The 12004-nt window shown below is 71.6% G+C and carries 9 protein-coding genes; 4 read left to right on the top strand and 5 right to left on the bottom strand.

What is annotated here, in order from left to right; translation table 11 throughout:
• The first annotated feature begins 13 nt into the window (after positions 1–13).
• Entirely contained in the window at positions 14–928 is a 915-nt protein-coding gene (locus NMK44_RS23390) for a hypothetical protein (protein ID WP_254746148.1), read from the top strand.
• Between the two features lie 74 nt (positions 929–1002).
• Here the strand turns inward: NMK44_RS23390 and NMK44_RS23385 are convergent, their stop codons facing one another.
• On the bottom strand, positions 1003–1203 hold the full coding sequence (locus tag NMK44_RS23385; RefSeq protein WP_254746146.1) for a hypothetical protein: 201 nt from the start codon (positions 1201–1203) through the stop codon (positions 1003–1005).
• A gap of 244 nt (positions 1204–1447) precedes the next feature.
• On the opposite strand from NMK44_RS23385, the gene NMK44_RS23380 reads away from it, so the two are divergent.
• The 3 genes from NMK44_RS23380 (at position 1448) to NMK44_RS23370 (ending at position 5636) form a co-directional block, all read left to right on the top strand.
• A complete protein-coding gene (locus NMK44_RS23380; RefSeq protein ID WP_254746144.1) occupies positions 1448–1933 on the top strand; it encodes a MarR family winged helix-turn-helix transcriptional regulator in 486 nt (161 codons plus the stop codon).
• 128 nt (positions 1934–2061) lie between these two features.
• Positions 2062–4599 carry an MFS transporter gene (locus tag NMK44_RS23375; RefSeq protein ID WP_489660296.1) on the top strand — a complete coding sequence of 846 codons (2538 nt, stop codon included), beginning with the start codon at positions 2062–2064 and terminating at the stop codon, positions 4597–4599.
• A 185-nt stretch (positions 4600–4784) separates the two neighbouring features.
• Positions 4785–5636 (top strand): YceI family protein, encoded by an 852-nt coding sequence (locus NMK44_RS23370; RefSeq protein ID WP_254746140.1) that lies wholly within the window; start codon positions 4785–4787, stop codon positions 5634–5636.
• Positions 5637–5718: 82 nt separating this feature from the next.
• Here the strand turns inward: NMK44_RS23370 and NMK44_RS23365 are convergent, their stop codons facing one another.
• From NMK44_RS23365 to NMK44_RS23350, 4 genes are all read right to left on the bottom strand, one after another.
• Entirely contained in the window at positions 5719–6627 is a 909-nt protein-coding gene (locus NMK44_RS23365; RefSeq protein WP_254746138.1) for a TetR/AcrR family transcriptional regulator, read from the bottom strand.
• A 79-nt stretch (positions 6628–6706) separates the two neighbouring features.
• Positions 6707–8233: an MFS transporter gene (locus tag NMK44_RS23360; protein ID WP_254746136.1), complete on the bottom strand. Its 1527-nt coding sequence runs from the start codon at positions 8231–8233 to the stop codon at positions 6707–6709.
• A gap of 85 nt (positions 8234–8318) precedes the next feature.
• Positions 8319–10544: a glycosyltransferase family 39 protein gene (locus tag NMK44_RS23355; RefSeq protein ID WP_374215328.1), complete on the bottom strand. Its 2226-nt coding sequence runs from the start codon at positions 10542–10544 to the stop codon at positions 8319–8321.
• A complete protein-coding gene (locus tag NMK44_RS23350; RefSeq protein WP_374215327.1) occupies positions 10541–12001 on the bottom strand; it encodes a bifunctional glycosyltransferase family 2/GtrA family protein in 1461 nt (486 codons plus the stop codon). The genes NMK44_RS23355 and NMK44_RS23350 overlap by 4 nt, the downstream gene beginning before the upstream one ends.
• Positions 12002–12004 lie beyond the last annotated feature (3 nt).

The following is a 12004-nucleotide window of genomic DNA, read 5'->3' as shown; positions in this document are numbered from 1 at the left end:
CCACACTGACCCGATGCGATACGCAGCGAGCCGGACAACGGACCGCCGGGGCAAGGCGATCGCCGCCTCGGCGGTCGCGCTGTGCCTGGGGGCACTGCTCAGCGGCTGCGGCAGCGGCGGCGACGGCTATGTCGCGGCCGGAGCGGCCGGACCCGACGGTGAGCGGACGGCCAGGGCCGTACCGCCGAAGGGCGGCGTGAAGCTGACGCCGCTGGACCAGGACGGCGCACGCGACGGGCGGGATCGCGACGGCGACGACCGCGATGGCGCGGGCGGACGCGGCGAGGGGACGGCGGACCGGGACGGTACGCCCTCCTCCGCGGCTCCCGGCGAGCGCACGCGGAACGGCGGATCCCACGGCCCGGACGGGTCGGACCCGGCGGGCAGCGGGACGGAAGGGGGCGGCTCCGGCGGCCACGGACGGCCGGGCGGCGGCTCCACCCCCGGCCATGGATCCGGTTCGGGTTCCGGTTCGGGCTCCGGCTCCGGCTCAGGCCCGGATTCGCCGGGCGGCTCCGGCTCCCCGGCTCCCGGCCCCTCCACACCCCGGCCTCCCGATCCCCCGACGACACCCCCGGAACCACCCGGACCGGCGGCGCTCGAAGTGGTCGGCGACCCGGAGCGGGCGGCGGCGGACCAACGCTGGTGCGAGAAGGTGACCGTACGGTTCCGCAACACCGGCGGTGAGCCGGTGACCTCGGGCACCGTCACCTTCGCGACGCACATCATCGACTCGATCGGCATCGACTGGGCGACCCGGGAGTCGAAGGAAGAACTGCCGGTGCCGATCGGCGCGGGTCAGAAGAAGGAGAAGACCTGGACGGTGTGCGTGGACGCCTGGCGGGTGCCGCTGGGTATGCACATCGAGACGCGGGACGTCTCGGTCAGCTGGAAGCCGGAGCGGGAGACCTCATCGCCCCGGCCGTAGCCGACAACACCGACCGCCCGGCATGAGCCGGGCACCGCACGACCCGCCCCCGGGAAGGCGCCGGCCGGCCTCGCTCAGGAAAGCGCCAGCCAGGCCACCCCGGCGATGACGGCGATCGCGACGATCACGCCGACGATCACGCCGATACGCGATCCACCGCTCGGCGCGGTGGTCGGCTGCGGCTGTCGGCCGCCGTCGTCGACGAAGGCGCGGAACATCTGTGTGGAACCGGCCGGGTCGTGGTTGCCGTTGGGGCCCTGGGGGTTGTTCGCCATGGCCCCCGACCTTAGCGAACGAGCGTAATCCCGCCCACCCCCGGGGCCCTGCGGTCCCCGTCACGCATCCCGCGCTCCGGCCACCCCATCCATCACGGCCGAGCGGCGCCCTCACCAGCGTGTTTTAACAACCTGCCCGACTCTTTAACGGCTGTTTACCGCCCAGATCGCCCTTTCATTTGCCTGTAGCAACCAACTCCTTCTATGGTTGCCTCAAGCAACTGATCACCATCCGGGAGGTGCCGTGGCCACACAGAGCCAGTACGAGGAGCTGGCCCGGCAGCTCAGCGCCATCGGCGCCGTCAAACGGGGTCTGGGCCGGGTGCTGCCGCCCGACTGCCCCTCGGGTTCGGCCGTGGTCCTGATGCTGCTCGACCGCTACGGCGAGATGCGCATGAGCAAACTCGCCGAGCTGCTCGACATCGATATGTCGGTGACCAGCCGCCATGTGGCGCATATCGCCGACCGCGGCTGGGTGGACCGCACACCCGATCCGCTGGACCGGCGATCGCGGCTGCTGAGCATTAACGCCGATGGAAAAGAGCTGCTCAGAGAGGTCTCCGAGCGCTATACCGAAGCGCTCGCCCGCTGTCTGAGCGACTGGTCCGACGATGACGTCGGCCGTCTCAATGAACTTCTCGCCCGGTTGCGGACCGGCTTCGGCGACACCCGCTGTCGGCCCCCGGCCCACCAGGGCGAGGCAATAACCCGTACACCTTCGCAACGATAAGGACATCCATGGCTACGACCACACCGGACGGCGGTGTGCGGGGACCCGCGGGGCACCCCGCCCACGCCAAGCACGCGGGAGGAGGTCACCGGGCCCATCACGGCCACGGTTCCGACTCCTCGGAGCCGATGACCCACCGCCAGATCATGGAGGCCCTGTCCGGGCTGCTGCTCGGAATGTTCGTGGCGATCCTGTCGTCCACGATCGTCTCGAACGCGCTCCCCGAGATCATCTCGGACCTCCACGGCAGCCAGTCCTCCTACACCTGGGTGGTCACCGCCGCCCTGCTGTCCATGACGGCCGCCACCCCGCTGTGGGGCAAGCTCTCCGATCTGTTCAGCAAGAAGCTGCTGGTCCAGTCGGCGCTGCTGATCTACGTCGCGGGCTCGGTGGTCGCCGGTCTGTCGCAGAACACCAGCATGCTGATCGCCTGCCGGGTGGTCCAGGGCATCGGTGTCGGCGGTCTGTCCGCCCTCGCCCAGATCGTCATGGCGGCGATGATCTCCCCGCGTGAGCGCGGCCGTTACAGCGGCTACCTGGGCGCCACCTTCGCCGTCGCGACCGTCGGCGGTCCGCTGCTCGGCGGCGTGATCACCGACACCGACTGGCTCGGCTGGCGCTGGTGCTTCTACGTCGGCGTCCCGTTCGCGATCATCGCGCTGATCGTGCTCCAGAAGACCCTGAAGCTCCCGGTCGTGAAGCGGGACGTCAAGGTCGACTGGGCCGGCGCCCTGTTCGTCAGCGCCGCGGTCTCCCTGCTGCTGATCTGGGTGACCTTCGGCGGCGACAAGTACGACTGGATCTCCTGGCAGACCTACGCGATGGTGGGCGGCTCGCTCGTCCTGGCGCTGATCTTCATCCTCATCGAGTCGCGGGCGAGCGAACCGATCATCCCGCTGCGGCTGTTCCGCAACAAGACGATCACCCTCACCGCGCTGGCGTCGCTCTTCGTGGGTATCGCGATGTTCGCCGGCACCGTCTTCTTCAGCCAGTACTTCCAGCTGGCGCGCGGTGAGTCGCCGACCATGTCCGGTGTCATGACGATCCCGATGATCGGCGGACTGTTCGTCTCCTCGACCATCTCCGGCCAGATCATCACCAAGACCGGTCGCTGGAAGGCATGGCTGGTCAGCGGTGGTGTGCTGGTGACCGCGGGCCTCGGGCTGCTCGGCACCATCCGCTACGACACCCCGTACTGGCACCTGGCCGTCTACATGGCGCTCCTGGGCCTGGGCATCGGCATGATGATGCAGAACCTGGTGCTGGCCACCCAGAACCAGGTGGCCCCGCAGGACCTCGGCGCGGCCAGCGCCGTCGTCACCTTCTTCCGCTCCCTGGGCGGTGCGGTCGGTGTCTCCGCGCTGGGCGCGGTGCTCGCCAACCGGGTCACCCACTACGTCAAGGACGGCCTGGCCGACCTCGGCCCCAAGGGCGCGGCGCTGGGCCACGCGGGCACCGGCGGCGGGGGCATCCCCGACCTGGACACGATGCCGCAGCCGCTGCGGACGGTCATGGAGAGCGCCTACGGCCACGGCATCGGCGATGTCTTCCTCTACGCCGCGCCGTCCGCGCTGCTCGCCTTCCTGCTGACCCTGTTCATCAAGGAGGTCGCGCTGAAGACCAGTTCGGGCTCCCAGGAGGCCGGTGGGCACGCCCCGACCGCGTCCGGTGACGTCCCGGCGGACACCGCTCCGGCGGTGACCGAGGCCCAGGCCGAGTCCGGGGCCGAGACCGAGGCGGCCGCCGCCGCCCAGCTCGCGGACCTCGAGCCCGCGCTGGTGGGCGCGCCCTCCGCCGCGGTGCCCGAACCGCGTTCCGACGGTGCGCCGGCCGCCCAGGCCGCACCGCACCGCCTGGCGGCGTTCGCCTCCGCCGAAGGCGGCGGCGCGGACCAGCCGCCCCGGCAGGGTGTGCACGGTTTCGTGCGCAACGGGGACGGCGGCGCGGTGCCGCGTGCCGCGGTCACCCTGATCTCGCTGGCCGGACGGCAGTTGGGCCGCTCGGTGGCGCACGGCGACGGCTCGTACGCCCTGGACGCGCCGGGCTCCGGCTCCTACGTCCTGATCGCGGCGGCCGACGGTCACCAGCCACAGGCGTCCACCGTGATGATCGGTGATGAACCGCTCGGCTTCGACATCGTGCTGTCGGCCACCAGCGGACTGGTGGGCTCCGTACGCGGCGCCGCCGACGGCCGCCCGGTGGACGGTGCGATGGTCGTGGTCACCGATGTCCGCGGTGAGGTGCTGGCCACCGGAAAGACCGGTGAGCAGGGCGACTTCGGCTTCGAGGAGCTGATCGCCGGGACCTTCACCATCGCGGTGAACGCCGCCGGGTTCCGCCCCGCCGCGCTGCCGGTCGAGGTCGGCGCCCAGGGGCTGACCCGGGTGGAGATACCCCTCCAGGCGGGCGCCCGGGTGCAGGGCACCGTACGGGCCGGTTCCGGTCAGCGGCCGCTCGCGGACGCCCGGGTCACCCTGGTGGACGCCGCCGGGAACGTGATCGCCACCGCCACCACCGGGACGGACGGCGCCTACGCCTTCACCGACCTGGACGCGGGCGACTACACCGTGATCGCGAGCGGCTATCCGCCGGTCGCGGGCGCGCTGACGGTCTCCGGGGAGGGGGTCGACGGACACGACGTCGACCTCGCCCACCCGGGCGACTGAGACTCCGGGCCGGGGCGTGACGAGCGGAGACACGCCCCGGCCCGGACCGGGACGGCGGAATCGTCCGCCGTGACCCGGAACCCGGATCCGGGCGGCGGTGTACTAGAGGCAGGGGACGGCCTCACACCGGCGCCTGGATCCGGCGCACGAAGACCAGTCACACGGGAGCGGGAGCGAGAGGCGGCATGACGACCACGGAAGCGGGCACGGGCGGGGCAGCGGGGCTGCGGGCCCGGATCCGCACACGGGACGGCTGGGCGGTGCAGCACGCGGTGCTGACCGTCACGGATATGACGGGTGCGCAGGTGCTGCGCGCCCAGGCCGCGGAGGACGGTTCGGTGCGTACGGAGGAGCCGCTCGCGGCGGGTCCGTACACGGTCATCGCCACCGCCGTCGGCTATGCGCCCATCGCCTCGACGGCCATCGTCACCGGCTCCGGCCGGGCCGATCTGGGCACGGTGGTGCTGGCGCGGCAGGGCGGGGTGGAGCTGCCGCCGCCGGGGGCGTGGACGCTGGATCCGGCGCATTCCACCGTGGCCGCCACGGCCCAGCACCTGGGGATATCCAGTGTGCACGGCCGGTTCACCGACTTCGGCGGGCGGATCGGGATAGCCAAGGACATCGAGAAGTCCACCGTGGAGGCGGTGATCCAGGCGGCCAGCATCGACACCGGGAACGGAATGCGGGACGGCCATCTGAAGTCGCCCGACTTCCTGAACGTGGAGCAGTACCCGATGCTGACGTACCGGGGCGCCCATCTGAGCGCGGCGGGGCCGGACCGCTGGACCGTGCACGGTGAGCTGTCGATGCACGGTGTCATCCGGGAAGTGGATCTCGATCTGACCTATCTGGGCACCGGTCCTGACCCCTGGGGCGGGGTGCGGGCGGCCTTCCGGGCCACGGCGGAGCTGCGCCGGGAGGACTTCGCGATGAACTACAACCAGGTGGTCGCGGCGGGTATCGCGGCGATCGGCACCACGCTGCGGGTGGAGCTGGACATCCAGGCGGTGCAGGGGGAGGAGCTGCCGGTGGCGTAAGGGGGCGGCGGGACGGGACGGCGGCCCGGGCCGGAGCCGCTGCGGCGGGCGCGGCACGGGCGGCCGGTGCCGGACCGAGGGGTCAGCTCTCGCGGGTGGGCGAAGCCGTGTCGCGCAGGGCCGAGTCGCGCAGTGTCGTGTCGCGCAGGGCCTCGATACCGGCGATCGCGATGTCCAGGGCGAAGGTGAAGTCCCGGTTCCGCATCTCATCGACGCTGACATCGCCCTGGGCGGCGAACATCTCCCGGGTGCCGTCGAAGTCGGGACGGTCCTTGACCGTGGTCATCACCTCGTCGAACAACTCGTCCTGGGCGATGCCCTCCTCACGGCAGCGGACGGCGAACCGGCCCTCGATGGTGCTGAAGCCATAGACGAACTGGGTGACCAGTGCGAGGGCGCTGGACACCTTCTCCAGCGGCAGCCCGCTGTTGCGCACCACAGCCTGTGCGGCGTTGCTGAACGCCATCGAGTTGGGCCCCATATTGAGGAACTCGCCCATCAGCGGGGAGAGCCAGGGGTGGCGGACCAGTACCTTCCGGCACTCCGTGGCGAGTTGGCGCAGTTGATCACGCCAGTCACGTGGCTCGGCGGGGAGACGGCCCTCGACGCCCGCCGCCGGTGCCGCCCCCGCCGGTCCTTCCGCGGCCGGTGCCTCCGCCGCCTCCGCCGCCGAAGGGGGCACCCGCCCCGGGTCGACAGCCTCGATGGGGAGCACGATCTCGCCCATGGCGGCATCGAGGGCGAGCTCAAGAAGTTGGTCCTTGGTGTCCACGTACCAGTAGACGGACATGGCGGTGACACCGAGCTCCGCCGCCAGACGTCGCATCGAGAACCCCGTGAGCCCCTCGGCGTCCAGCAGCCGGACCGTCGCCGCGACGATCTTCAAACGGTCGAGACCGACCGGCTGCTGAGCTCCCTTGCGCCTCGGTGTCTTGGGTTCGGAGAGCCAGACACTGGACCGCGGACTGATGGCACGGCTGCCGGTTGCCATGGCGCGCTCTCCTTCTTCGATGCGCTGTCGCCACCCGTCCGGGACCCCCGGGCGGGCAGCGGGTCATACATGTCCGATGCTATGCCGCCACGGCGTTCCGTGAAGATCGTTCGGCCCGTCCGAGCAGCAGTGCGGCCAGCAGTCCGCCCGCCAGCACCGCCGCCGCCCCGACCAGCTGGCTGGTCTCGACGCCGGAGGCGAAGGCATCGGTCACCGACGCCCGCTCCTCGGGGGTCCGGGCGGCCGCCACGGCGGCCGGAAGCGACCCCGCACCGGTGGCCACGGCGGGCAGCAGTGCGGCGAAGCGCGAGTTCAGCACGGCACCGAGTACCGCCACACCGAGACCGTTGCCGCATTCGGTGAGGGTGCCGTTGACCCCGGCACCCACCCCCGCCTTCTCCGGCGGGATGGCCGACATGATCGCCGTGGCCATCGCGGGCATGGCCACGGCGATACCGAGGCCCATCACCACCAGGCCGAGGAGCATCCCGCCGTAGCCGTCCGAGCCGAACACCGCGACGGCGGCGAGACCCGTGGCCAGCAGACCCATGCCGAGAATGACGGTCAGCGGGGTGCCGAGCCTGGGCAGCAGCCGGGCGCCCAGACCGGAGAGGTTGACCAGCACCACCGCGAGCGCCAGCGGCGCGGTGCGCAGTCCCGCGTCCAACGCGTCGTAGCCGAGTACGAATTGCAGATGCTGGGTGAGCAGGAAGAGCGAACCGCCCATCCCGAAGGCCACGAGAACGCCCCCGGCGACGGCGCCCACGAAGCGGCGGTCACGGAAGAAGTGCATATCCAGCATGGGATGGGGGATATGACGCTCCCACAGCGCGAACCCGGTCAGCACACTCACGCCGATGAAGGCCGAGCAGAGCACCCGGATCGAGGTCCAGCCGTGTTCCGGACCGGAGATGATCCCGAAGACCAGACCGGTCATCCCGATCGTGGAGAGCAGCGCGCCGAGCAGATCGGGCCGGTCTCCGGTGGGGTTACGGGACTCGGGCACCAGCCGCACCACGGCGGCCAGTCCGAGCAGCGCCACGGGGAGGTTGATGAGGAAGATCGAGCCCCACCAGAAGTGCTCCAGCAGGGAGCCGCCGATCAGTGGTCCGGTGGCGAAGCCCAGCGAACTCACCGCGCCCCAGATCCCGATCGCCTTGGTGCGCTCCTCCTCGTCGAAGACCTGCACCACCACGGCCAGGGTGGTGGTCATCAGCAGCGCCCCGCCGATGCCCATTCCCGCGCGGGCGGCGATCAGCTCTCCCGGCCCCTGTGCCAGGGACGCGCACAGCGACCCCACACCGAAGAGCGCCAGCCCGGTGACCAGCATCTTCTTACGTCCGTAGCGGTCGGCAGCGCTGCCCGCGGTGAGCAGCAGCCCGGACTGCACCAGCGAATAGGCGTTGATCATCCACTGGATGTCTGCGGTGGAGGCGTGCATCTCCTCGGTGAGGGAGGGGACCGCGACATTGAGGATGGTGTTGTCCAGCAGCACGGTCAGCTGGGCCAGACAGATGACGCCGAGGATCAGCCAGCGCCGCGGATGACCACCGACCGGTCTGTCCGGCGGGGCGGCGGGGGCGGTATCGGCGGTCGAGGCCGTCATGGGGTTCTCCCGGGGACGTGCTTGTACGGTGCATGGCAGGGCTTGCCATACACCGTACAAGCGACGCTCTACGTCGTACAGGGAATTAGGTCCGGGGCGAGGTCAGGTCATAGAGGGTGCTGCCACCGACGGTGACCTTCCTGAAGGTGCTCTCGACCCATGAGGTGATCTGCGAGGAGGTACCCGAGCTGCGACCGCCGGGGCCACCGGGGCCACCGCCCCTCCCGGTGCCGGAGGTGATGAAGTAGTGGATCTTCCCCTGCTTCACATACTCCTTGAACCGGGCGAGGGTCGGCGAGGGATCGCTGCCGTTGAAGCCGCCGATGGCCATCACCGGCTTCTCGGTCGCCAGTTGGTAGCCGGCGGCGTTCTGCGAGCCGATCGCCGCCGCGGCCCAGGTGTAGTCGTCGGCGTCCTTCACCAGCGCGGCCTTGGCCTTCGCACTGACCTGGCTGCCGTTGAGCAGTCCGCCCATGCCGCCGCCCATACCGCCGCCCCGGCCACCGGTCTTGCCGCCGCCGCGCTGCATACCCGGGCCGCCCTGCTGCCCGTTCGCGCCCGGGGTGCTGCCGTTGGCGTTGCCGTTGCCGTTGCCGTTCTGCGGGGGCGTACCGCCGGGGAAGCCGCCGCCTGGCATCCCGCCGTTCTGGCCGCCCTGACCCGGCTGGCCCTGGCCGCCCTGGTTCTGGCCCTGCTGACCGCCCGCCATCCCCGGCGGACCGCCCGGGAAGCCGCCCCCGGGACGGCCGCCGCCGGGCCCGAAGCCGGGTCCGCCCCGGCCGCCCGACACCGCGGGACCGGCCGTCACGATCGAGCCGTTGTGCGGGGTGTCCACCGTCTGCAGCGTGTAGGCCACCGGTCCGGCCAGCGCCACGGCGAGACCGAGTCCGGCCACGCCCAGCGCCGCACCGCGCCCCAGCCGGGTCGTCCACAGCAGCCCGACCGCGGCCACCAGACCACCGGCCAGCACCACCCAGCGCAGCCACGGGTACCAGTCCGCGGACCGCCCCAGCAGGACGTACGACCAGACGGCCGTCACCGCCACCGTGACCGCGAGCACCGCCGGAGCCAGTGCCCCGGAGGACCGCCGCTCCCACAGCAGGGCCGCCCCCATGCCGACGATCGCCGCGATGTACGGCGCGAGCGCCACGTTGTAGTACTGGTGGAAGATCCCGGACATGAAGCTGAAGATGACGAACGTCATCAGCAGCGCTCCGCCCCACACCAGGAACGCCGACCGCCACACGTCGGTCCGCGCGGCCCGCCGGGTCAGCCAGACCCCCGCCACCAGCAGGATGAACGCCGCGGGCAGCAGCCAGGCGATCTGACCGCCCATATCGGAGCCGAAGAGCCGGTCGATACCGGTCTCGCCCCACATACCGCCCCCGCCACCGCCACCAGGACCGCGTCCGCCGCCGCCGACGCTTCCGGTCTCGTTGCCGTTGATCCGCCCCAGGCCGTTGTAGCCGAAGGTCAGCTCCAGGAAGCTGTTGTCCTGCGAGCCGCCGATGTACGGGCGCGAGGACGCGGGCCACAGCTCGACGATCGCGACCCACCATCCGCCGGCGGCCACCATCGCGGCCCCGGACAGCAGCAGTTGCCGGATCCGGCGGCCGAGCCCGGTCGGCGCGCACACCAGGTACACCAGCGCCAGCGGCGGCAGGATCAGCCACGCCTGGAGCGTCTTGGTCAGGAAGCCGAGACCGAAGCAGACCCCGGCCAGCACCAGCCACTTGGTCCGCGCGTCCTCCAGCGCGCGCAGCACGCACCACACCGCCGTGACCATCAGCAGACACAGCAGCGCGTCGGGGTCGTTGAAGCGGAACATCAGCGCCGCAACCGGGGTGACCGCCAGCACCGCACCCGCGATGAGCCCGGCGACCGCACCGGACCTGCGCCGGACGGCCGCGTACAGCACCCCGACCGTGGCCACGCCCATCAGCGCCTCGGGGACGAGGATCGCCCAGGAACTCAGCCCGAAGAGCCGCACCGAGAGCGCCATCGGCCACAGCGCGGCCGGGGGCTTGTCGACAGTGATGGAGTTCGCCGCGTCGGACGAGCCGAAGAAGAACGCCTTCCAGCTCTCACCGCCCGCCTGGGCGGCCGCCGAGTAGAACTGGTTGGCGTAGCCGGAGGCGCCCAGGCTCCACAGGTAGAGCGCGGCGGTCACCGCCAGCAGGGCCCACAGCGCGGGGCGCGCCCACCGCGGGTCGTCCGTACGGGGCGTGGCGGCATCAGGGGTGGCTTCGGGGGTGGCTTCGGGGGGTGGCATGGCGGGACCGATCTGTCGCTGGTCGTAGGAGGTGGTCATCGGTGGTCCCCCGGGTGGGTGTGGCCGGCGGCGCTCACACGGTCCCGGTCCCGGTCCCGGTCCCGATCGCGGTCGCGGTCGCGGTCGCGCTCGCGGTCTCGGTCCCGTTCGCGTTCGCGGTCCGACGGGAAGACCCAGGCCCGGAAGAGCAGGAAGCGCAGCACGGTCGCGGCGAGGTTCGCCGCGATCAGCACGGCCAGTTCGGTGCCGTGCGCGGGGGTGCCGGGCGCGGCCGCGAGCGCCGCCAGCGAACCACTGGTCAGCGCGAGTCCGATGCCGAACACCACCAGCCCCTGCGCCTGGTGGCGCACCGCCCGGTCCCGTCCGCGCACCCCGAAGGTGAGCCTCCGGTTGGCTGCGGTATTGCCGAGCGCGGATACCAGCAGTGCCAGCGCGTTGGCCGTCTGCGGACCGGCGCCGAGCCGGAAGGCGGAGTACAGCAGCAGGTAGACCAGTGTGCTGAGCACACCCACCACACAGAACCCGACGAGCTGACGGGGCAGTCCGCCCGGCACGCCGCTCAGTTCGCGGTCGCGCGGATCGTCCCCGAAGGGACGGCGCACCCGGTCCAGCGGCAGCGCGCCCGTCGCCAGCGCACGCCCCACCCGCCAGACGCCCTTGAGGTCATCGGTGGCGGTGCGCACCAGGTGCACGGTGCTGTCGGGGTCGTCGACCCAGTCCACCGGCACCTCGTGGATCCGCAGTCCGGCCCGTTCGGCCAGCACCAGCATCTCGGTGTCGAAGAACCAGCCGGAGTCCTCGACCAGCGGCAGCAGCCGCTCCGCGACGTCCTTGCGGATCGCCTTGAACCCGCACTGCGCGTCCGAGAAGCGGGCGGCCAGACTGCCGCGCAGGATCAGGTTGTACGCCCGCGAGATGAACTCCCGCTTGGGCCCGCGCACCACGCGCGAACTGCGCGCCAGCCGCGACCCGATCGCCAGGTCGGAGTGGCCGGAGATCAGCGGGGCGACCAGCGGCAGCAGCGCGTTGAGGTCGGTCGACAGATCGACGTCCATATAGGCCAGTACGGGCGCGTCGGACAGCGACCACACGGTGCGCAGCGCCCTCCCCCGCCCCTTCTGCTCCAGCCGGACCGCCGTGACCTCGTCGAGCGTGTCGTCGAGGCGGGCCGCGATCTCGGGGGTGCGGTCCGTACTGGCGTTGTCAGCGATGGTGATCCGGAAGCGGTAGGGGAAGGTGCGCACCAGGTGGTCGCAGAGCCGCCAGATACAGCGCTCGAGATCCGCCTCCTCGTTGTAGACGGGAACGACGACGTCGAGCACCGGCCGGTCCCCGGCGACCGCCACCGGGCCACGGGCGGGCAGGGTGGCGAGAGGGGTTCCGGACGTCGCCCCCGGAAGCCCGGGAGATCCGGAGGGCCCGGACGGTCCCGAGTACCCGGACGGTCCCGGGGGCCCGGGAGGGCCGGGCGGGAAGGGAGAGGTGTCGGTTCGCATGGT

The sequence above is a fragment of the Streptomyces cucumeris genome (assembly GCF_024295805.1).
GTDB lineage: Bacteria > Actinomycetota > Actinomycetes > Streptomycetales > Streptomycetaceae > Streptomyces > Streptomyces cucumeris.
The sequence above is the reverse complement of the archived record's forward strand: the minus strand, read 5'-3'. Positions and strand labels throughout refer to the sequence as shown.